At 72.1% G+C, this 20395-nt stretch carries 18 protein-coding genes and 1 pseudogene; 9 read left to right on the forward strand and 10 right to left on the reverse strand.

Going from position 1 to position 20395, the window contains the following annotated elements; translation table 11 throughout:
* Window positions 1-204 precede the first annotated feature (204 nt).
* From AB1K56_RS09090 to pdhA, 3 genes are read right to left on the reverse strand one after another with little or no spacing between them, the layout of a single operon-like run.
* A complete protein-coding gene (locus AB1K56_RS09090; protein WP_371205383.1) occupies window positions 205-1761 on the reverse strand; it encodes a dihydrolipoamide acetyltransferase family protein in 1557 nt (518 codons plus the stop codon).
* Window positions 1758-2798, reverse strand: a complete 1041-nt coding sequence (locus AB1K56_RS09095; RefSeq protein ID WP_371205384.1) for an alpha-ketoacid dehydrogenase subunit beta — start codon at window positions 2796-2798, stop codon at window positions 1758-1760. Before AB1K56_RS09095 ends, AB1K56_RS09090 begins: the two co-directional genes overlap by 4 nt.
* Entirely contained in the window at window positions 2795-3931 is a 1137-nt protein-coding gene (gene pdhA / locus AB1K56_RS09100) for a pyruvate dehydrogenase (acetyl-transferring) E1 component subunit alpha (RefSeq protein WP_371205385.1), read from the reverse strand. The genes AB1K56_RS09095 and pdhA overlap by 4 nt, the downstream gene beginning before the upstream one ends.
* A gap of 176 nt (window positions 3932-4107) precedes the next feature.
* Here pdhA and AB1K56_RS09105 point away from each other — a divergent pair, with 176 nt between their 5' ends.
* The gene (locus AB1K56_RS09105; RefSeq protein WP_136585763.1) at window positions 4108-4581 is read left to right on the forward strand and encodes an Lrp/AsnC family transcriptional regulator; all 474 of its coding nucleotides are present in this window, start codon (window positions 4108-4110) and stop codon (window positions 4579-4581) included.
* A 78-nt stretch (window positions 4582-4659) separates the two neighbouring features.
* Here the strand turns inward: AB1K56_RS09105 and AB1K56_RS09110 are convergent, their stop codons facing one another.
* Window positions 4660-5652 carry a DMT family transporter gene (locus AB1K56_RS09110; RefSeq protein WP_371205386.1) on the reverse strand — a complete coding sequence of 331 codons (993 nt, stop codon included), beginning with the start codon at window positions 5650-5652 and terminating at the stop codon, window positions 4660-4662.
* A 71-nt stretch (window positions 5653-5723) separates the two neighbouring features.
* Between AB1K56_RS09110 and AB1K56_RS09115 the strand changes: the two genes are divergently transcribed.
* Window positions 5724-6281 (forward strand): CGNR zinc finger domain-containing protein, encoded by a 558-nt coding sequence (locus AB1K56_RS09115; protein WP_371205387.1) that lies wholly within the window; start codon window positions 5724-5726, stop codon window positions 6279-6281.
* A 219-nt stretch (window positions 6282-6500) separates the two neighbouring features.
* On the opposite strand, the gene AB1K56_RS09120 is transcribed toward AB1K56_RS09115, so the two are convergent.
* Entirely contained in the window at window positions 6501-7379 is an 879-nt protein-coding gene (locus tag AB1K56_RS09120) for an alpha/beta fold hydrolase (protein ID WP_371205388.1), read from the reverse strand.
* A gap of 222 nt (window positions 7380-7601) precedes the next feature.
* Between AB1K56_RS09120 and AB1K56_RS09125 the strand changes: the two are divergent.
* From AB1K56_RS09125 to AB1K56_RS09135, 3 genes and pseudogenes are all read left to right on the forward strand, one after another.
* Window positions 7602-8337 (forward strand): annotated as a pseudogene (locus AB1K56_RS09125) (exonuclease domain-containing protein).
* A 607-nt stretch (window positions 8338-8944) separates the two neighbouring features.
* Window positions 8945-10729, forward strand: coding sequence for a DUF222 domain-containing protein (locus AB1K56_RS09130; RefSeq protein WP_371205389.1), 1785 nt, complete (start codon window positions 8945-8947; stop codon window positions 10727-10729).
* Window positions 10730-11092: 363 nt separating this feature from the next.
* A complete protein-coding gene (locus AB1K56_RS09135; protein WP_371205390.1) occupies window positions 11093-11893 on the forward strand; it encodes a carbon-nitrogen hydrolase family protein in 801 nt (266 codons plus the stop codon).
* A 333-nt stretch (window positions 11894-12226) separates the two neighbouring features.
* Here AB1K56_RS09135 and AB1K56_RS09140 read toward each other — a convergent pair whose 3' ends face one another.
* From AB1K56_RS09140 to glgA, 3 genes are all read right to left on the reverse strand, one after another.
* Window positions 12227-12478 (reverse strand): type B 50S ribosomal protein L31, encoded by a 252-nt coding sequence (locus AB1K56_RS09140; RefSeq protein WP_055837630.1) that lies wholly within the window; start codon window positions 12476-12478, stop codon window positions 12227-12229.
* 218 nt (window positions 12479-12696) lie between these two features.
* Complete coding sequence (locus tag AB1K56_RS09145) at window positions 12697-13479, reverse strand: ABC transporter ATP-binding protein (RefSeq protein WP_136585772.1); 783 nt, start codon at window positions 13477-13479, stop codon at window positions 12697-12699.
* 161 nt (window positions 13480-13640) lie between these two features.
* On the reverse strand, window positions 13641-14837 hold the full coding sequence (gene glgA / locus AB1K56_RS09150; RefSeq protein WP_371205391.1) for a glycogen synthase: 1197 nt from the start codon (window positions 14835-14837) through the stop codon (window positions 13641-13643).
* A 76-nt stretch (window positions 14838-14913) separates the two neighbouring features.
* Between glgA and glgC the strand changes: the two genes are divergently transcribed.
* Window positions 14914-16158 (forward strand): glucose-1-phosphate adenylyltransferase, encoded by a 1245-nt coding sequence (gene glgC, locus AB1K56_RS09155; RefSeq protein WP_136585774.1) that lies wholly within the window; start codon window positions 14914-14916, stop codon window positions 16156-16158.
* Window positions 16159-16225: 67 nt separating this feature from the next.
* Here the strand turns inward: glgC and AB1K56_RS09160 are convergent, their stop codons facing one another.
* A complete protein-coding gene (locus AB1K56_RS09160) occupies window positions 16226-16699 on the reverse strand; it encodes an S-ribosylhomocysteine lyase (RefSeq protein WP_371205392.1) in 474 nt (157 codons plus the stop codon).
* A gap of 211 nt (window positions 16700-16910) precedes the next feature.
* Between AB1K56_RS09160 and serB the strand changes: the two genes are divergently transcribed.
* Together serB and AB1K56_RS09170 are read left to right on the forward strand one after the other, a co-directional pair.
* Window positions 16911-17552 carry a phosphoserine phosphatase SerB gene (serB, locus tag AB1K56_RS09165; protein ID WP_371205393.1) on the forward strand — a complete coding sequence of 214 codons (642 nt, stop codon included), beginning with the start codon at window positions 16911-16913 and terminating at the stop codon, window positions 17550-17552.
* Between the two features lie 207 nt (window positions 17553-17759).
* Window positions 17760-18437 (forward strand): alpha/beta fold hydrolase, encoded by a 678-nt coding sequence (locus AB1K56_RS09170; protein WP_371205394.1) that lies wholly within the window; start codon window positions 17760-17762, stop codon window positions 18435-18437.
* A 239-nt stretch (window positions 18438-18676) separates the two neighbouring features.
* Here AB1K56_RS09170 and fabG read toward each other — a convergent pair whose 3' ends face one another.
* Window positions 18677-19387 (reverse strand): 3-oxoacyl-ACP reductase FabG, encoded by a 711-nt coding sequence (gene fabG / locus AB1K56_RS09175; RefSeq protein ID WP_251507436.1) that lies wholly within the window; start codon window positions 19385-19387, stop codon window positions 18677-18679.
* Between the two features lie 142 nt (window positions 19388-19529).
* Between fabG and AB1K56_RS09180 the strand changes: the two genes are divergently transcribed.
* Window positions 19530-20321, forward strand: coding sequence for a DUF4190 domain-containing protein (locus AB1K56_RS09180; RefSeq protein WP_371205395.1), 792 nt, complete (start codon window positions 19530-19532; stop codon window positions 20319-20321).
* Window positions 20322-20395: the final 74 nt, after the last annotated feature.

Below are 20395 nucleotides of genomic sequence, written 5' to 3' on the forward strand. Positions count from 1 at the left end.
GGCATCCGCCCCGCCCCCGGTCACCGTCGAGCGACGCCCCCTCGGGTGTCCAGAACACCCGGAGGGCCCGGAGAAGCCTCCGGGTGTTCTGAACAGCCGAAATCGGACCACCCGCACCCGCGGGCACAGCGGAGGTGCCGAGGGCGACCACTCCCCCGGCACCCGGTCCGCGAGCCCACCGTGTCGTGCCGGTGGGGATCCGTCTCAGCGCAGCAGCATCGCCCGCCCGGGCTCGCGCAGCACGCCGGCGACGTCGGTCAGGAAGCGCGCGGCCTCCGCCCCGTCCACGACGCGATGGTCGAACGACAGGCTGAGCGTGAGAACGTCGCGCAGCGCGATCTCGCCCCGATACTCCCAGGGCGTCCGCCGCACGGCGCCGACCGCGAGGATCCCGGCCTCGCCCGGATTGAGGATCGGCGTGCCGGCATCCACCCCGAACACCCCGACGTTCGTGATCGAGAACGTCCCGCCGGTCATGTCGGCGGGGGCCGTCCGTCCGGCGCGGGCGGTGCCGGCGAGCTCGGCGATCGCGTCGGCGAGGTCGACGAGCGGCAGGCGGTCGGCATCCCGGATGACGGGCACCACGAGACCGCGATCGGTCGCGGCCGCGATGCCGAGGTCGACGTAGTGGTGCTCGACGATCTCGAAGGCGTCCTCGTCCCACCGCGCGTTCAGCGCCGGCGTGCGCCCGAGGGCGAGGCACACCGCCTTGGCGACGATCGCGAGCACGCCGATGCGGTGTCCGTCGAGGGCGCGGTCGGTCTTGAGGGATGCCAACAGCTCGGTCGTCGCGGTCACGTCGACCGTGAGGAAGGTCGTCGCGTGCGGAGCGGTGAAGGCACTGTGCACCATGGCGGCGGCGGTGTGCTTGCGCACGCCCCGGATGGGGGTGCGCGTGACGCGATCCCCGGTCGCGGAACCACCGGCCGGGGGGACCGTCGACGCGGGAGCGGGAGCTGCGGCCGACACGCGCGCCGCGTACTCCTCGACGTGCGCGCGGGTGATGGTCTCACCCGGGTGGGCCGCGGCGACGAGCACGAGGTCGACGCCGAGATCTTTCGCGAGCTTGCGCACCGGGGGCGTGGATCGCGGCCGCTCCAGCGGCAGGTCGATGGGTCCCGTGCGCACGACGTCATGCGGAGCCGCCTCGCGCACGGCCGTGTCGAGGTCGAGGGTCGTCGTCGCCCCCGCCCCGCGGGCACGCCGCCGCGGCCGCGCACCCGAGCTCGGTGCGGCGCCGTACCCGACGAGGTTGGGGGTCGCGCGTTCGGGTTCGGTGGCGGCGGCCGCCGTCGTGCGGACGTCGCCGCCGCTGCGCCCGACAGGCACCGCCCGCTCCGGCGCGCCGGACCCCGACTCCGCAGGACGGTCGGCCCCGGCGGCCTCCGCCGCTGCGCCCGCCGCCGTGCGGACCTCGCCGCCGCTGTGACCGGCCGGCACCGCCCGCTCCGGCGCGCCGGACCCCGACTCCGCGGGACGGTCGGTCCGCCCCTCTCCGGATGCCGGGTCCTCGGCATCCGGCCCGCCGACGGCGAACGAGACCAGGGGCGACCCGACCAGGACCACGTCTCCCGCGGCGGCGTGCAGCCCCTGCACGGTCCCGGCGTAGGGCGAGGGGATCTCGACGACGGCCTTCGCGGTCTCGACCTCCGCGATGGTCTGGTTCAGCGCGACCTCGTCGCCCTCGGCGACCAGCCAGGCCACGATCTCGGCCTCGGGCAGTCCCTCCCCGAGGTCGGGGAGAAGGAATTCGGCGATCATCGCACGCCCCCTTCCACGGTCGACGCGCTCGCCCCACCGGGCATCCCGGGCGTCTCGCGCTCGAGCACCCGGTCGACGGCGAACAGGATGCGATCCAGGTCGGGCACGTGATGCTTCTCGAGCTTCGACGGCGGATACGGGATGTCGTGTCCGGTCACGCGCTGCGGGGGCGCCTCGAGGTACGCGAAGCACTGCTCGGTGATGCTCGCGACGAGCTCCGCCCCGACCCCCGCCTGCCGCGCGGCCTCGTGGGTCACCACGACGCGTCCGGTCTTGCGGACGGATGCCGCGACCGTGTTCATGTCGATCGGCGAGAGCGAGCGCAGGTCGATGACCTCGAGGGACAGGCCCTCGTCCTCCGCGGCGAGGGCTGCGTCCAGAGCCGTTCGCACCTGCGCGCCGTATGTGACGATCGTCGCGTCGGTGCCCTCGCGGGCCACGCGGGCGAGGTGCATCGGCGGGGCGTCGGCGAGATCGGCATCCAGGTCGACCTCGCTCTTGGAGTGGTACAGGCGCTTGGGTTCGAAGAAGATCACCGGGTCGTCGGACGCGATGGCCTGCTGCAGCATCACGTAGGCGTCCTGCGGCGTGCTCGGGGCGACCACGCGGAGTCCCGCGGTGTGCACGAAGTACGCCTCAGGCGACTCGGAGTGGTGCTCGGCCGCGCCCACGCCGCCGGCCCACGGGATGCGGATGACGAGCGGCATCCGGATGCGGCCGTTGCTGCGGTAGTGGAGCTTCGCGACCTGGCAGACGATCTGGTCGAACGCGGGGTAGACGAAGCCGTCGAACTGGATCTCGACGACCGGTCGGTAGCCGCGCAGGGCGAGGCCGACCGCGGTGCCGACGATCCCGGCCTCGGCGAGGGGGCTGTCGATCACGCGCTGGGCGCCGAAGCGCTGCTGCAGCCCGTCCGTCACGCGGAAGACGCCGCCGAGCTTGCCGATGTCCTCGCCCATGAGCAGGACCTTGTCGTCGTTCTCGAGCGCCTGCGACAGGCCCGCGTTGATCGCGGAACCGAGCGTGAGCGCGGTCACTTCTCGAACCCCGCGAGGTAGTCGACGTACTCGGCCTTCTGACGGTCCAGACCCGCGTGCGGCTCGGCGTAGACGTGGTCGAACATCGTCTCGGGAGAGCGCGTGGTCGCCCCGATGCACGCGGAACGCACCTCCGCGGCGAGGGCGTCGGCCGCGCGGGCCACCTCGTCGAGGGCGGAGTCGTCGAGCACGCCCTCGGCGCGCAGGTACGCCTCGAGGCGCGCGATGGGGTCGCGGCGGCTCCACGCCTCGACCTCGTCGGCGTCGCGGTAGCGCGTGGGATCGTCGCTCGTGGTGTGCGGGCCCAGGCGGTAGGTCACCGCCTCGATGAACGAGGGTCCCTCTCCGCGGCGAGCGCGGTCGAGGGCCCACCGCATCGCGGCGACGCACGCGAGGGCGTCGTTGCCGTCGATGCGCATGCTCGGGATGCCGAATCCCGGCGCCCGACCCGCGATCGGGTACTTCGCCTGCACGGTGACGGGTTCGCTGATCGCCCACTGGTTGTTCGAGCACACGAAGACGACCGGGGCGCGGAACGAGGAGGCGAACACCATCGCCTCGTTGACGTCGCCCTGGCTCGTGGCGCCGTCGCCGTAGTAGGCGACGGCGACGTCGGTGGACCCGTCGTGCTGGGCGCCCATCGCCCAGCCGGTGGCGTGGAGCGACTGCGCGCCGATGATGATCTGGGGAGGGGCGGCGTTGATGGTGGTGTGGTCGTAGGCGGAGTGCTCCTCGCCGCGCCACGCCAGCACGTAGTCGGCGGGCTTCGCACCCCGGCCGAGGAGCACGCCGTGCTCGCGGTAGCTGGGGAAGACGAAGTCGCCCGGGGCGAGGGCGTGCGCGGTGCCGACCTGCACGGCCTCCTGACCGCGGCAGGGTGCCCACAGCGCGAGCTGGCCCTGGCGCTGCAGGGCGACGCCCTCGGCGTCCACGCGCCGGGTGAGGACCATGTCGCGGTGGAGGGCGCGCAGCTCGTGGGGCGAGAGGTCGGTGATCCACGGGTCGAGGTCGGCGTCGGGGACGCGCGTTCCGTCGGGCTCGAGGAGGCGCGCGACGTCGTCGACGTCGCCGCGGGTGCCGGTGGGTCCGCGGTCGGCGGCTCCCTGCTCCGGCGTGGTCTGGGTGTACGTCATCGTCATCCCTCCAGGTGCGGCCCGGGCTCCTCGTGAGAGCGGGGGCGGTCCGGGTGCCGGCAACAGCGCCGACGAGGCCGACCGTACGCGCGGAATGCACCCCGCTCAAGACCTCGCCGTCATATTGAGCACAGTGCACGTTGCGCGGCACAGAGGCACTGCTAATGTTTCGCAGCATGAGCAAGCTCGACGCGGTCGACCTCGACCTCCTCCGCGCCCTGTCCGCCGATCCGCGCGCCACCGTCGTCGCGCTCGCCGAGAAGCTCGGCCTCTCGCGCAACACCGTTCAGGCGCGCATGAGCCGCCTCGAACGCGGGGGCGTCTTCCTCTCCTTCGAGCGCACGCTGTCGGCCGAGGCCCTCGGTTTCCCGATCGAGGCGTTCCTGCAGGTGACGGTGCGCCAGGCCGAGCTGCCCGCGATCCGCGAGGAGCTCGCGAAGGTCCCCGAGGTGCTGCAGGCGCACGGCCTGAGCGGTCAGGTCGACCTGCTCGTGCGGGTCGCGTGCCGCGACACGCAGCACCTGTTCGACACCGACGCCCGCATCCTCGCGATCGAGGGCGTGGAGCGCACCGAGACGTCGCTCGTGATGGGCGAGGTCATCGGCTACCGGGTGGGTCCGCTGATGCAGCTGGCCCGCGAGGAGATCTAGAGGGCGCGCGCCGGACGCGGAACCCCGGCCCGGGCCCCGAGCCCCGAGCCCGCCCCCGCGATCGGACGCCGCGTTTCCCTAGGGAGCCGGCACCACCGGGATGCTCGCGGTCTCGGCCTTCGGTTCGGCCGGGCTCCCGGCATCCAGGCGCACCAGCACCACCCCGACGAGGATGAGCGCCCCGCCGACGAACTGGACCGGCGCCGGCGTCTCCCCCAGCAGCAGCCAGGCGAAGCCGAGCGCGAACAGCACCTCGCTGAGCCCGACGAACGATGCCAGGCGCGAGCCGATGAGCGGCACGGCGATGACTCCCAGCGCATATCCGAGGGTCGTGGCGACCGCGCCCACCCAGAGCAGGGGCAGGATGCCGGGAACCTGCAGCCCCGCGAGCGACACCGTGATCGAGGGCGCGGCGAAGGGCAGCACGCCCACGCCCACGAGGGCGCCCATCAGCAGCGTGCCGACGACCAGCCCTCCGGCGGCGAGCGCGAGGGGCGGGAGGTCGTCGCCCGCGCGCCCGGCGATGACGAAGTACGCGGCGGCGCAGACGGCGGCGCACAGGGCGAACAGCGTGCCGAGCAGGTCGAAGCGCGCTCCGCTGATGTCGACGACGAGCACGAGCCCGGTCATCGCGACGACCGAGCCGATGAGCACGGCCTTCGACGGGGCGCGGCGCGTGCGCACCCACACGGCGATCACGATGAGCACGGGCGCGATGTACTGGATCAGGAGGGCGACCGCGACCGGCATCCGCTGCATCGCGGCGAAGTAGAACAGCTGGCATCCAGCGACCGCGGTGAGTCCGAACGCCACGATGAGGAGGCCGTGTCGCCGCAGGAATCCGCGCTGGCGTCGGATCGCCGCGATGAGCGCGGGCGAGAGCAGCAGCGCCGCGACCCCCATGCGCACGAGGAGCACGGCGCCGAGCGACCAGCCCCCGTCGAGGAGGGGTTTCACGAACGGGCCGCTGGAGGAGAAGGCCAGCGCCGAGGCGACGGCGATGAGGAGTCCCGTGACGGCTCCGGAGCCGCGGTGCGTGGGACGGGGAAGGGTGACGGACGACGTGGTCATGCGGGCCTGCTGTCAGGGGTCAAGAGTGATTACACTCGTGACAGTACGACCTGAGAATGTCAGGAGTCAACATGGTCTTCATCCGTGACACCGAACTGGTGCTGCGCGCGACCGTCGAACTGGTCAACACCCTGCCCCACACCGAGGTGAGCGGGGTCGACACCCTCACGACGATGGCGGAGCTCGACGACTTCGCCGAGCGGCACACCTACACCGGCTCGCGCTCGCGCGACGACCGTGAACTGGCCGCCGTGCGCGGCATCCGGCGCCGGATCCAGGAGCTGTGGAGCGTCGGACGAGACGACGCGGTCCCCCTCGTCAACGCGATGCTGCGCGACGGACGCGCCCTCCCCCAGCTCGTGCGGCACGACGAATTCGACTGGCACATCCACGCGTCCGAGGCGTCGGACCACCTCGCCCAGCGCATGCTCGTGGAGACGGCGATGGCGTTCGTCGACGTCATCCGCGCCGACGAGTACGCCCGGGTGCGCGTGTGCGAGGCCGACGACTGCGACGGCGTCTACGTCGACTTCTCGAAGAACGGCTCGAAGCGCTACTGCGACTCCGGCAACTGCGGCAACCGCATGAACGTCATCGCGTATCGCAAGCGGAAGGCCGAGACGGCGTAGGGCGCGGTCAGGGCTGCCGGGTGGCGTCCCGTATCGCCCGCGGGATCTGTCCTGCTCAGCCCCGAGGCGCTGTCCTGCCTCACGGCCGGGCACAGCCCCGCCACCCCCGGGCGCCGCCCCGCCTCACCGCCGGGCAGCGTCCCGACTCACCCCCGGGCGCGGTCTCTCACAGTCAGGCACCGTCCCACCTCCCCCGGGTCGCCGAACGTGGGCCCTGCCTCAGCCCGCGTCGAGGAACTCCCTGATCGCGGATGCCGCCGCCTCGGGCGTCTCGTAGTGGATGAGGTGCCCGACGTCGGGGATCTCGACCAGCGCGGCATCCGGGAACAGTGTCGCGAGGTGCCGCTCGGCCTCGATCGGCGTGATGTCGTCTTTCTCGGCGGCGATGAGCAGCGTCGGCTGAGCGATACGCGGGGCGAACTCGCGGACGTCGTGCGACACGCTGGTGACGAACGCCTCGTGCAGCACGTCGCGGTCGGCGAAGCGCGAGAAGTACTCGTCGTGCTGCTCGTGCACGAAGCGGCGCAGGTCGGGGTCGCGCGTCTTGGCCATGGCGTTGCTCATGACGCGCACGATCAGCCCGTTGCGCAGCAGGGCCTCGCCGATCGGGCGCGGCAGTCTCGCCCCGGCCAGGTAGTAGAACACCGCGAGCCGGGTCAGCACACCGCGCGGCCCCTCGAGCGCGGGGGCGCCGATGGGATTGACGAGGATGAGCCTCGGGGTCTCGAGTCCCGCCGAGACCGCCGCGGACGACACGATCGAGCCGAACGAGTGCCCGAGCACGACCGCACCCGGGGCGACGGCGTCGACGAAATCGCGCAACCAGGCGGCGTAGGTGTCGAGATCGTGACGCCGACCGGGCAGCGGCGCCGTCTCGCCGAAGCCCGGAAGATCGGGAGAGACGACCCGGATGCCGGGGAGGTAGGCCACCACGGGATCGAGCCCGTGATGCTCGCCGCGGAACCCGTGCACGGCGACGATCGTCGTCGCGGCGTCGTCGTCTCCGTAGACCCAGTAGGCCGTGGTGCCGCCGAGCACGTCGATCTCGCGGCGCGCGACGGCGATCTCGGCGAGGCGCTCGGCGTAGGGGTTGGGCATGGGTCGAGTCTACGAGGGGGCTCCGACATCGCCGGCTTCCCGCCGCCCGGTTAGGCCGCGCGGGTTGGCCACCGGGGTCGGCCACCGGGGTTGGCCACCGGTTGGCCACCGGGGTTGGCCACCCGGGCCGACCGCCCGGGGTCGGCCGCCCGGGCAGGCCGCGCGGCCCCGCCCCTGCGCGCCTGGCCGGCGATGTCGGACGCCCGTTCTACCGTGGGGCGCATGACCACGTGGCAGGCCGAGCCGCTCCCCCTCTTCCAGACGCCCGAGTGGGCGCGCCTGATCGGCGTCTTCGATCTCGAGACGACGGGCGTCGACGTCGAGAACGATCGCATCGTGACGGCGCACGTGGGAGTGCTCGACGCCGACGGCCACGTCGTCGACGCGCGCGACTGGCTGGCCGACCCCGGAGTCGAGATCCCCGCCGGCGCCGCGGCGATCCACGGCATCTCCACCGAGCGCGCCCGTGCCGAGGGCGCGCCGGCTTCCCCGTGTGGTGGCCGAGGTCGTCGATGCTCTCTCGGCGCTCTTCGCCGCCGGCATCCCGGTCGTGGCGTACAACGCGCCCTTCGACTTCTCGATGCTCAAGAACGAGGCCGTGCGGCACGGCGTGGCGCCCATCCACGCCCCGTCGCCGGTGATCGATCCCCTTGTGGTCGACAAGACCTTCGACCGGTACCGTCGCGGCAAGCGCACGCTGTCGGTGGTGGCCGAGCATTACGCCGTGCCCCTGGACGCTGCTCACGAAGCCTGCGCCGACGCGGTCGCCGCGGGACGTCTGGCTCTGGCCCTCGCCGAGAAGTTCGGCCCCTGGATGCCACCGACCCTCGACGAACTGCACACGCGCCAGATCGCGTGGGCACGGGCGCAGGCCGCGAGCCTGACCGAGTACTTCGTGAAGATCGGGCGGTTGGATGCCGCGGCACCCCCGCTCGACGGAGCGTGGCCGATCCGCTGATCGAGGCCCTCCGCCAGGGCGAGAACGGAGGCGCCGTCACGGCGGGCGAGAACGGTGTCGCCGTGAGCGGAGGGGGAACGATTTCTGGCCGGCGATCGAGGCCGCGCCCCGGGACCGGCCGCGAAGCGCGCTCGAGCCGGCCAACGGATCCGCCCTGGAACCAGCCGTCAAGCGCGCTCGAACCGGCGAGCAGACCGCGCCGCCCCCAACGACTGCGGAGCCGCTCGAACCGGCCAGCACGATCACGCCGACGACCATGACCCGCGAAGAACGCTCGAGGCGGCGAACAAGACCGCGTCGCTGCGAACGACTGAGGAGCCGCTCGGATCGGCGAGCAAGACCACGCTGCGCAACAGGACGACAACGGGCGATCGGACCGTCGATCGAGATCACGCCCCGGACCCCCGCGCCGCGCGCTTGAGCCGGCGAGCAAGACCGTGCCGTCGGAACCGGCTTCGGAACACGGCCGGGCCGCTGATCGACGGAACATCCCCTACCCCTGGCGGAGCTCGCGGATGGGAGTCTCGACGAACATCCGACGGTCGCCGACCGGTCGTCGGATCGACCGCCCGGGGGCGATGTCGGAGGTCGGCGCTACTCTCGCCGCATGACCCGACGCCTCCGCTCCTCGCCCCGGCCGACGCCGGAATTCCGGGCGAGCGATGGCGTTCCGTGGCCCTCCGACGACGAGCTCGACCTCGACGCCGAGTGGGCGGCGCTGCGCGAGAGCGCCGACGTCGAGTGGTGGGTGGCGTCCGAGACGGTCGGGGGCGTTCCCGTCGGGAATGACCCATTCGAGGCCGGACACCTCGGGGACGAGCCATCATCTGCTTTCACGACCGGAGGAGCGGGGGCCCGGGTTCCCCTGTCCGGTCCCGCGGCGACCGATCTCGCGGCATCCGCACTCGACGCGACCCTCGGTCACCTCGAGAATGTGGTCGCCGAGAGGCACCGCGCCACGGCGGAGGAGTACCGCCTGATCGCGATGGTTCTGGCCGACGCCGTCGTCGATCCCACTCCGTGGGTCGGCCCCGACCCCACGCTCGACCGGGCGTGGAGCGACGCGCGTCGTCGCACCATCGCGGCCGTTCGTCGTGACCGCATCGACCTCGCCCAGCGTGCGGCGGTGGCCGAGATCGCCGTGCGGCTGCACCTCTCCGAGCAGACCGTCCGGGCGCGGGCCGCTCGCGCGGAGGTCCTGCAGGAGCGGTGCCCCGAAGCGTGGCGGGCGTTCGCTGCCGGGCGCATCTCCGAGCGACACGCGATCGAGACGTCCCGGTTAGCCGATTCGCTCCCCGCCGACGACGTGGCGCTCTCAGCGGAGGGCTGCGAGGACCCGAACCCTCACGAGGAGACTTCTGACGCGGTCGGGTCGCAGCATCCTGGTGCCGTCGACTCGGTCGACCCTGACCGAGACACGGCGGACGGCTCCGATCGAGAGGGCGCGGGCGCCCCCGACTCCCACGGCGCGCAGGGCGACGCCGACACCGATGCCCCCGCCACGGCGAACGCGGTCTGGCGCGCCTTCGACGCCGCCGTCACCGATCGCGCGGTGCGTCTCGTGCCCGCGAAGTTCGCCGTCGCCGCGCGCGCGATCCGCGAGAGGGTGCACGCCGAGTCCCTCGAACGACGGCATCGACGCGCGGCCGCCGATCGGGGCGTCTGGATGACCGCCGAACTCGATGGAATGGCATCGATCTCCGCTCTGCTCCCCGCGGCGAGCGCGCGCGGCATGATGGCTCAGCTCGATCGTGCCGCTCGCCATCTCCGCGCGGCGCCCGATGAAGAGCGCACGCTCGCGCAGCTCCGCGCCGACGTGCTCGCCGATCTGATCGTCCGGTCGGATGCTCCGACCTCGGCCGCGTCGGAGACGTTCCGCGACGGGGCGGCGGATGGCCGCCCCGCGACGCCCTCCCCCGTGCAGGCCACCGTCATCGTGACGGTCCCCGCTCTCACGCTTCTCGGTCGCGGGAGCGACCCCGCTGTTCTCGAGGGGTACGGTCCGATCGACCTCGACACGGCCCGTCGTCTCGCCGGTGACGCTCGCTCGTGGATCCGGCTGCTGACCGACCCCGTGACCGCCGCGCCGCTGGTCCTCGATCGCAAGACGTACCGCGTGCCCGTCGCGCTCCGCCGGTGGCTCGGAGTCACCTCGCCCACCTGCGCCTTCCCCGGGTGCGCGCGACGGGCGGCCGAGTGCGATATGGATCACCGACGCGCCTGGGCCGAGGGTGGGGGAACCGACGCCGACAACCTCGAGCCGACGTGTCGACATCATCACCGTCTTCGTCACGACACCCTCTGGTCACCGCTTCGAACCTCCTCAGAAGAGGATGCCGCCTGGACATCACCCCTCGGAGGCTCCTACGGTGCCGATCCCCCACCGTTCTGACCGCACGGGAGGTGCGGCAATGCGCACACGAGGAGCGGGATCGGGAACGGGCGCGGAAGCAGGAACAAAAACGGGACCCGGTGCGGGAGCGGGAGCGAGAACGGGACCCCGAAGTGGGGCCGGAATCGGGGGGCGAGAACGGAACCGTGTGCGGGAGCGGGAGCGAGAACGGAACCGTGTGCGGGAGCGGGAGCGAGAACGGAACCGTGTGCGGGAGCGGGAGCGGGACACGACCACCGCCCTCCACCTTGCGCTCGTGGAACTGCGCCCCCGCACATCCCGGAATCATCCCGCCCGAACCGCAACGCAGCCGCCCGACACGACTCCGCCGACGCCCCGCCCCTCCGCTGGCAGGATGAACGGGTGACCTGTCGCATCGCCACCGTCCAGGCTGAAGCACGCCCCGCCGACGTCGCGCACAACGTGCGCCGCGCGGCCGAGTTCACCGACCGCGCGGCCCGAGCCGGTGCGTCTGTCGTGGTCTTCCCGGAGGCGTTCGTCACGGGGTACGACGCCGACGCCTTCGCCGGCCCCCTCCCTACGCTCACCGACTCGCGCTGGCTCGCGCCGATCCAGAAGGTCGTGGATGACGCGGGTCTCGTGGCGGTCGTCAACACCGCACTCGATCGCGGTGACCGCCGCACGCTGACCGACGTCGTCCTGGCGCCGCACCGCGTCCCCGTCGCGGCCTACGACAAGCAGCACCTGCACGCCCCGGAACGGGACGTCTTCACCGCGGGCGACGGAGGATGTTCCTTCGACGTGGGCGACACCCGCATCGCCCTCTCCGTCTGTTACGACGCGAACTTCCCTGAGCACGCGGCGTCGGCCGCGGCATCCGGAGCCACGGTGTACGTCAACAGCGGCGCCTACTTCCCCGGCGGCGAGCGGCGCCGCGACCTCCACTACGCCGCGCGTGCCCTCGACAACGGCGTCTACGTCGTCTTCAGCGGCCTGGTCGGCGCACCGCACGACTTCATCGGCGGATCAGGCGTATTCGATCCGCTCGGTCGCCTCGTCGCGCGCGTCGACGAGCGCGAGGGGATCGCCGTCGTCGACATCGATCCCGACATCATCGCCGCTACGCGCGACGAGCAGCGCATGGGGCGCGACCGGCGCGATACCCTCGGGCCGCACCGGCACCTCGACGCCCTCGTCGGCTGACCCACCACCCACGCGCCGACGGCACCCCTCGAGCCGCAACAGCAGCCGGATGCCCACGCCTACTGACCGATCAGCCACGCGCCGACGCCGCCCCCTCGAGGCGCACCGACAGCCGGATGCCCACGTCGACCGATCGGTTATCCCACGCGCCGCCGCCTCGAGCCGCACCGATAGATACCCCGTCGTCAAGGCAATGCGCCCCGCCCCCTCGACGCCCCCACCGGCCGCCCTACCCACCCCGGGCGCGGCCCGTGGCCCCGCGGCCCGCTCATGAAAAGACGAGAGCCCCCCGTCCCGAAGGACGAGGGGCTCTCGAAGCGGAACCGCTGAGGATCAACGACCGCCGAAGTTCTTGAAGCGCTGGTTGAACTTCTCGACGCGGCCGGCCGAGTCCATGATGCGCTGCTTGCCCGTGTAGAAGGGGTGCGAGGCGGACGAGATCTCCACGTCGATGACGGGGTACTCCACGCCGTCGAGCTCGATCGTCTTGTCGCTCGAGACGGTCGAACGGGTGAGGAAGGTGTCGCCCGAACCGAGGTCGCGGAACACGACGGCCTTGTACGTGGGGTGGATGTCAGTCTGCATGGGAGGTCCTTTGAGAAGTGGTGCCCTGGATTCTGCCAGGACGTCAAAGTCTGCGGCGCCGGAGGCACCAACTGAAGAGTCTACCAGGCTCGAGCCAGAGCCAGAGCCAGAGCCAGAGCCAGAGCCAGAGCCAGAGCCAGAGCCAGAGCCGAACGTTGAGGCGTCACCCCGAACGGCTCACCCCCGACCCGAAGCGGGCGGAGCGACCCGCCCCTGGCTCACACCGCGCGAGCGGCGTACCGCCCCGCCTCCTGCGTGAGGGTGATGTCGAGCCCGAAGGTGGCCGAGAGGTTCTCGGCCGTGAGCGCCTCGCTCAGGGGCCCGGATGCCACGACCTCGCCGTCCCGCAGCAGCAACACGTGCGTGAACCCGACGGGGATCTCCTCGACGTGGTGCGTCACCATCACCATCGCGGGGGTCGTCGGCGCCTGCGCGTACCCCGACAGCAGCGACAGCAGCTCCTCGCGGGCTCCGAGGTCGAGGCTCGCCGTCGGCTCATCGAGGAGCAGCAGCTCGGGGTCGGTCATCACGGCGCGGGCGATCTGCACCCGCTTCTGCTCGCCGTCGCTGAGCGTGCCGAACGTACGGTCGGCGAGGTGGTCGAGCTTCCACTCGGCCAGCACCCGCAGCGCGCGGCGCTCGTCGATGTCGTCGTAGTCCTCGCGCCACCGCCCGACCACCGAGTAGGCGGCCGTCAGCACGACGTCGAGCACGGTCTCCTCCGGCGGCACACGACGAGCCATCGCCGACGACGCGAACCCGATGCGCGGACGCAGTTCGAACACGTCCGTGCGTCCCAGCCGCTCGCCGAGGATCGTCACCGCCCCGGACGTAGGGTGCAGCAGGGTGTCGGCGAGCTGCAGCACGGTGGTCTTGCCGGCACCGTTCGGGCCGAGCACCACCCACCGCTCGTCGTCCGACACCGTCCAGTCGAGGTGGGACACGATGTCCCGCGCGTTCCGGCGGACGACGACGTCGGAGAACTCGAGCACCTGAGGCATGTGGCTAGCCTAACGGGCGCGACGACACGACCCGGATGCCACACGGCCCGTCCCCACGGCTGAGGCGGCGTTCCCGCGCTCTCGGCGCGGAGTCCCCACGGGCCGCGAAACCGGCGTCCCCGCGACCTCGACGCGAAACCCGCGCCGCCCACCCGGAGCTGCTACCGCGACGCCCCCGCGACCTCGGCGTACAGCGCCGCCGTCTCGTGCGCGATCGCGCTCCAGCTGAACGCGTCGACGGCGCGCTGACGCCCGGCCTCGCCGTACGCGCGAGCCGTCTCGGCATCCGTCACGACCTCCGTGAGCACGCGGGCGAGATCGTCGACGAAACGGTCGGGATCCACGGGCGTCCCGGTGCCGTCCTGCACCTGCTCGATCGGCACGAGTCGCCCCGTCACGCCGTCGACGACGACCTCGGGGATGCCCCCGGTCGCGGTGCCGACGACCGCCGCGCCACAGGCCATCGCCTCGAGGTTCACGATCCCGAGAGGCTCGTACACCGAGGGGCACACGAACGTCGTCGCGGCGGTCAGGATCGCGCACAGCTCGTCGCGCGGAAGCAGTCGCTCGATCCACACGACGCCGTCCCGGGTTGCCTGGAGCCCCCGCACGAGCTCCTGCACCTCGGCCATGATCTGGGGTGTGTCGGGCGCACCGGCGCACAGGATCAGCTGCACCTCGGGCGGCAGCTGCTCCGCCGCGCGCAGCAGGTACGGCAGCCCCTTCTGCCGCGTGATGCGGCCGACAAACACGACCGACGGCCGCGCGGGATCGATGCCCTGCGCGCGCAGGAACGCGTCGTCCGACACCGGATGCCACGACCCGGTGTCGATGCCGTTGTAGATCACGCGCACCTTCGCGGGATCCAACGACGGGTAGCTGCGCAGGATGTCCTGGCGCATGCCCTCGCTCACCGCGACGACGGCCGCGGCTCCCTCGTAGGCCGTCTTCTCGATGAAGCTCGACACCGCGTAGCCGCCGCCGAGCTGCTCGGCCTTCCAGGGCCGCAGCGGCTCCAGGCTGTGCGCGGTGACGATGTGCGGGATGCCGTGCAGCAGGGATGCCAGGTGCCCGGCGAAGTTCGCGTACCAGGTGTGGGAGTGCACGACGTCGGCGCCCGCGACGTCGGAGACGATCTCGAGGTCGGTGCCGAGCGTCTGGATCGCACCGTTGGCGGAGCCCAGTTCGACGGGTACGCCGTACGACGTGGTGTCCGCCTCGTCGCGCTCCGCACCGAACGCGCGCACCTGCACCTCGGTGCCCTCGGCGCGCAGCGCCTTGACGAGTTCGGTGGCGTGGACTCCGGCGCCCCCGTAGATCTCCGGCGGGTACTCCTTGGTCACGATGTCGACGCGCATGAGACGAACGGTAGTACAGCGGAGGGCGCGCCGACGACGTGTTTCCGCATCCTCCTCGGACCCCTAGGGTGGTGCCATGCCTGCAGCGCCGAAGGTCTTCGGAATCATCCTCGCCGGCGGCGAGGGAAAGCGACTCATGCCCCTGACGGCGGATCGCGCCAAACCCGCCGTCCCCTTCGGCGGCCAGTACCGCCTCATCGACTTCGCGATCTCGAATCTCATCAATTCGGGCCTGCGCCAGCTCGTCGTGCTGACGCAGTACAAGTCGCACAGCCTCGATCGCCACATCTCGCAGACGTGGCGCATGTCGCCCATGCTCGGCGCGTACGTGGCATCCGTCCCCGCCCAGCAGCGTCTCGGCAAGCGCTGGTTCTCGGGTTCGGCCGACGCGATCCTGCAGTCGATGAACCTCATCCGCGACGAGAAGCCCGACATCGTCGTCGTCATCGGCGCCGACCACGTGTACCGCATGGACTTCAAGCAGATGCTCGACGCCCACATCGCCTCCGACGCGCGGGCCACGGTCGCCGGCATCCGTCAGCCCATCTCGCTCGCGAACCAGTTCGGCGTCATCGACACCGACCCGAGCGACCCGACGAAGATCCGCGAGTTCCTCGAGAAGCCCCAGAACCCCACCGGTCTCGCCGACGCCCCGCACGAGGTGCTGGCGTCGATGGGCAACTACATCTTCGACGCCGACGCCCTGGTCGACGCCGTCACCCACGACGGCGAACTGCCCACCTCGGCACACGACATGGGCGGCGACATCGTGCCGTACTTCGTCAACCGCGGAGAAGCGGCCGTCTACGACTTCAACCGCAACGACGTGCCGGGCTCGACGCCGCGCGACCAGTCGTACTGGCGCGACGTGGGCACCATCGAGTCGTTCTACGACGCGCACATGGACCTGATCTCGACCCTGCCCGTGTTCAACCTCTACAACAACGACTGGCCGATCTACTCGCAGACGTTCAACGCCCCGCCGGCGAAGTTCGTGCGCGACTCGGTCGGCCGCATCGGCAACGCGATCGACTCGATCGTCTCGCTCGGCTCGGTGCTGTCGGGAACCCACCTCGAACGCAGCGTCGTCGGCCCGTGGGCCCTCGCCGGGGGCGGGTCGACGATCACCGATTCGGTGCTCTTCGACAGCGTGCAGGTCGGTGCGGGAGCGCGCATCCACCGCGCGATCCTCGACAAGAACGTCGTCCTCGAGCCGGGAGCGACCATCGGCGTCGACCGCGAACGCGATCTCGCGCGCGGATTCACCGTCACCGAGACGGGCATCACCGTCGTCGGCAAAGACGTGCACGTCCACGCCTGAGCGGACGATTCCGCCGACGCGACGGGGCGGTGACCGACATGGTCACCGCCCCGTTCGGCATCCGGGGTCAGACGCCGACGCGCGCGAACGCGTCGCGCGAGATGCCCTTCTCGAGCACGGCCTTCGACCACTCGCGCGCGCTGTGCAGGCTGTGGTCGCGGTAGTTCCCGCAGCTGAACGCGTCGGTGCCGGGCACGTCGTCCCAGGTGACGTCCTCGGCGATCGCGCGCAGCGAATCGGAGATCGCCGCAACCAGCGCCTCGACGTCGGGCTCGCCCCACATGATCACGTGGAAGCCGGTGCGGCATCCGAACGGCGAGATGTCGATGAGACCGTCGATGCGGTCGCGCACGAGACTCGCGAGCAGGTGCTCGATGGTGTGCAGACCGCCGGTCGGGATCTCCTGCTCGTTGGGCTGCACCAACCGCAGGTCGAAGTTGGAGATCACGTCGCCGCGGGGGCCGGACTCGGTGCCGATCAGGCGGACGTACGGCGCCAGGACGGCGGTGTGGTCGAGGGTGAAGCTTTCGACGTCGGCCATGGGAGGGTCCCTTCTCAGGAGGCGGCGGAAACTCCCAGCCTACGGGCGGCCCCGCCTCCGGGCGCCGATCGTGACGCCGTGCGACGCCGCCGCGCGCGGCGCTCGGTGCGGGCGTACGGCGAGGGTGCCGTCACGAGCGGCGGTGAGCTGTTCGCGCGAGCTCCGGCCGGGGCGACACGGGGCCCGGATGCCAGGCGCTAGGGTCGAGCGCGTGCCTGACACCGCTCGCTTCCTCGTCGTCCTCGACGCCGATTCGACCCTGATCCGCAACGAGGTCATCGAACTCCTCGCCGACGAGGCCGGCCGCGGCGCCGAGGTGGCCGCCGCCACCGAGGCAGCCATGCGCGGCGAGGTCGACTTCGCCACGAGCCTGCGCTCCCGCGTCGCCGCCCTCAACGGGGTGTCCACCGACGCCTTCGCCCGCGCGATCGCCCGGATCGAACCGACCCCGGGCGTCGACGAACTGGTCGCCGCGGTGCACGAGCGCGGCGGCGCGGTCGGCGTGGTCTCGGGCGGCTTCCACGAGGTGCTCGACACCGTCGCCCCCGCGCTCGGCGTCGACGTCTGGCGCGCGAACCGCCTCGCCGTCCGCGACGGCGCGCTCACCGGAGAGGTCGACGGCGAGATCGTGGATGCCGCGGCCAAAGCCGACACGCTGCACCGGTGGGCCGACGAGTTCGGCGTTCCCCTGCCCCTCACCTTCGCGATCGGCGACGGCGCGAACGACCTCGAGATGATGAGGGTCGCGGGGCTCGGGATCGCGTTCAACGCCAAGCCCGCGGTGCGCCGGCAGGCCGATCTCGTGGTGGGGGACGTCGACCTGGCACAGGTCGTGGCGCTGCTGCCGCGCTGAGTTCGTCGGGGCGGCGGGCGCGGCGGCGAGGCGGGGCGCTGGGCGGGACGGTGAGCGGGGCGCGACGCCGGGCGGGACGGTGAGCGGGGCGGGACGCCGGGCGCGATCGCGTGGCGCGGCACCGGGCGCGGCGGCGTGGCGCGACGCCGATCCCCCGCGACCGGGCGTTCTCTCGACGATGTCGGAGGGGCGTTCTACGCTGCGGTCATGGACGTGATCCTCGTACCCGGTCTCTGGCTCGACGCCTCCTCCTGGGATGCCGCACTCCCGGCCCTGCGCGCCGCGGGCCACCGCCCGCATCCCCTCACCCTCCCCGGTCCGGCCGCGGGCGACCTCGTCGTCGACGACTGGGTCGACGCGGTCGTCGCCGAGATCGACCGGCTCGACGCCCCGGTGGTGCTCGTCGGTCATTCCGGCGGCGGCAACGTCGCCTGGGGAGCCGCCGATCGCCGCCCCGAGCGCGTCCGGCGCGTCGTGCTCGTCGACACCGCGGTGCCCCCGCCCGGCGCGATGATCTCGGAGTTCCCCGTCGACGACGACGTCGTGCACTTCCCCGGGTGGGACTTCTTCGACGACGACGACGTCTCCGACATCGACGATGTCACCCGTCGCCGCACCGCCGCCCAGGTGGTCGACGTACCCGGACGTGTCCCGAGCTCGCCGATCACCCTGACCGACGATCGGCGCTACGACATCCCCGTCACGATCCTGTCCGGTCGCCTCGACGCCGAGACGCTGCCGCGCATGCACGCCGAGTGGGAGGCCTTCGCGCGAGAGTTCGAACGTCTCGCCGACGTCGAGGTGGTTCACCTCGACTCCGGCCACTGGCCGCAGTTCTCCCAGCCGGGGCGCTTCGCGGAGAGGCTCACGGCGTCCGTGCGGTGACGAGAGGGGGCGGAGCGGGGTGTCGGAGCAAGACGCGAGTCGCCGTACGGGCAAGCGCTCCCCGCGGCGACGGGCGCCCCTCACGTGCGCGCGCCGGCGGGCGCCCCTCGCGTGCGCGCGCCGGGACGGGCCCGCCGGGAAAGCGCTCCCCCGCCGGGACGTGCTGACCTCGCCGTCAGTGCCCCCCGCCGAGGCCACCGCCCACGGGAATCACCCCGCCACGACGTGCAGACCGCCCGTCAGTGCCCCATCCCGAGACCGCCGTCGACGGGGATCACCGCGCCGGAGATGTACGCGGCGTCGTCACCGGCGAGCCAGGTGACGACTCCCGCGACCTCGTCGGGCGAGGCGAACCGGCCCGCGGGGATGTTCTTCTTGTATTCCGCCTGCGTGTCGGCGGGCAGCTCGGCCGTCATGTCGGTCTCGATGAACCCGGGAGCGACGACGTTCGCGGTGATCCCCCGACCGCCCAGCTCGCGGGTGAGCGAACGCGCGAAGCCGACGAGCGCGCTCTTGGACGCGGCGTAGTTGATCTGCCCCGCCGAACCGTAGAGTCCCACGACGCTGGAGATCAGGATGACGCGGCCCCAGCGGGCCTTCAGCATCCCCTTCGACGCGCGCTTGACGACGCGGAACGCCCCGCCGAGGTTCGTGTTGACCACGCTGTCGAAGTCGTCCTCGCTCATGCGCAGGAGGAGGGTGTCCTTGGTCACCCCGGCGTTCGCGACGACGACGGCGATCGGACCGAGCTCCGCCTCGACCTGCGAGAACGCCGCGTCGACGGCGGCTGCGTCCGTCACGTCGGCGCGCACCGTGAGCGTGCCCTCGGGGCCCTCACCCGAGCGGGCGGTGACGGCGACCTTCCATCCCTCCGCCACGAAACGCTCGGCGATGGCACGGCCGATGCCCCGGTTTCCTCCGGTGACGACGACGACGCGGTCCTGGGACATGGCGGAACTCCTGAGATGCGAGGGACAGAACCGCCCCAGCCTACCGAGCGGGGGTCGGACGACCGTCGATCCGCGGCCGCGAGGTTTGACACGGGACGAGCGGCGCTGGAACGCTGGAACGAGCGCGACGAAAGGGAACACCGTGAGCGACGACCGCACCCCCGCCTCGAATCGACCCGAGGACACGACGGAGAACGGCACGCCCCTCTCCGCGTCGTCCCCGTCGGACACTCCCTTCGCTCCCCGCGACGCGTCGAGCGCCGGCGACGAGACGAGCGCTCGCGACGAGACGAGCGGCTCGGACTCCGCGGCGCACACCGACGCGGCCGCCGCGCGCGACGCGGTGGACGGCGCCCCGGCGGCATCCGCGTACGGCGCGTCGTCCGCACCGTACGGCGCCCCTGCGGCGGACGCCCCGGCCCAGCCCGCGACGCCGCCCTACGACACGGCCGGATCGCAGGAGGTCCCCGCGTACGGCGCTGCCCCCGCCTACGGCGCTGCCCCCGCTCCCGACGCACCCGCGTACGGCGCTGCCCCCGCGTACGGCGCTCCCCCCGCGCCCGATGCCCCGGCGTACGGCGCCCCGGCCTACAGCGCCCCCGCCTACGGTGCTCCCGCCTACGGTGGCGGCGCGTACGGAGCCTCCGGATACGGCATGGCCTCCATGCGCACGAACTCCCTCTCGATCGTGTCGCTCGCGGCATCCCTCATCGGTCTGCTCGTCATCCCGGTGATCGGCCAGATCGTGGGCATCGTGACCGGCCACATCTCCCTGCGGCAGATCAAGGCGACCGGCGAACGCGGACGCGGAATGGGACTCGCCGGCCTGCTGATCGGCTACATCAGCCTCGGCCTGGGAGTGCTGTTCGCCGTCGGGATCGCGATCCTCATCGCCGTGACCACCGGGTCGAGCGGCTCCCGCTACGGCGTCTGACCCTCTCCGGTGACATCCCGCCCGCCACCGCCACGGCGGGCGAGATGTCGCTTGTCATGACGTCGAGAAGACCG

This window comes from Microbacterium sp. BWR-S6Y, assembly GCF_041379845.1.
GTDB lineage: Bacteria > Actinomycetota > Actinomycetes > Actinomycetales > Microbacteriaceae > Microbacterium > Microbacterium hydrothermale.

Excerpts from the sequence above, each read along its gene's own strand:
- AB1K56_RS09090 (WP_371205383.1), bottom strand. The coding sequence starts at position 1,761 with ATGATCGCCGAATTCCTTCTCCCCGACCTCGGGGAGGGACTGCCCGAG.
- pdhA (WP_371205385.1), bottom strand. The coding sequence starts at position 3,931 with ATGACGTACACCCAGACCACGCCGGAGCAGGGAGCCGCCGACCGCGGA.
- AB1K56_RS09105 (WP_136585763.1), top strand. The coding sequence starts at position 4,108 with ATGAGCAAGCTCGACGCGGTCGACCTCGACCTCCTCCGCGCCCTGTCC.
- AB1K56_RS09110 (WP_371205386.1), bottom strand. The coding sequence starts at position 5,652 with ATGACCACGTCGTCCGTCACCCTTCCCCGTCCCACGCACCGCGGCTCC.
- AB1K56_RS09115 (WP_371205387.1), top strand. The coding sequence starts at position 5,724 with ATGGTCTTCATCCGTGACACCGAACTGGTGCTGCGCGCGACCGTCGAA.
- AB1K56_RS09120 (WP_371205388.1), bottom strand. The coding sequence starts at position 7,379 with ATGCCCAACCCCTACGCCGAGCGCCTCGCCGAGATCGCCGTCGCGCGC.
- AB1K56_RS09130 (WP_371205389.1), top strand. The coding sequence starts at position 8,945 with ATGACCCGACGCCTCCGCTCCTCGCCCCGGCCGACGCCGGAATTCCGG.
- AB1K56_RS09140 (WP_055837630.1), bottom strand. The coding sequence starts at position 12,478 with ATGCAGACTGACATCCACCCCACGTACAAGGCCGTCGTGTTCCGCGAC.
- AB1K56_RS09145 (WP_136585772.1), bottom strand. The coding sequence starts at position 13,479 with ATGCCTCAGGTGCTCGAGTTCTCCGACGTCGTCGTCCGCCGGAACGCG.
- glgA (WP_371205391.1), bottom strand. The coding sequence starts at position 14,837 with ATGCGCGTCGACATCGTGACCAAGGAGTACCCGCCGGAGATCTACGGG.
- glgC (WP_136585774.1), top strand. The coding sequence starts at position 14,914 with ATGCCTGCAGCGCCGAAGGTCTTCGGAATCATCCTCGCCGGCGGCGAG.
- AB1K56_RS09160 (WP_371205392.1), bottom strand. The coding sequence starts at position 16,699 with ATGGCCGACGTCGAAAGCTTCACCCTCGACCACACCGCCGTCCTGGCG.
- AB1K56_RS09170 (WP_371205394.1), top strand. The coding sequence starts at position 17,760 with ATGGACGTGATCCTCGTACCCGGTCTCTGGCTCGACGCCTCCTCCTGG.
- fabG (WP_251507436.1), bottom strand. The coding sequence starts at position 19,387 with ATGTCCCAGGACCGCGTCGTCGTCGTCACCGGAGGAAACCGGGGCATC.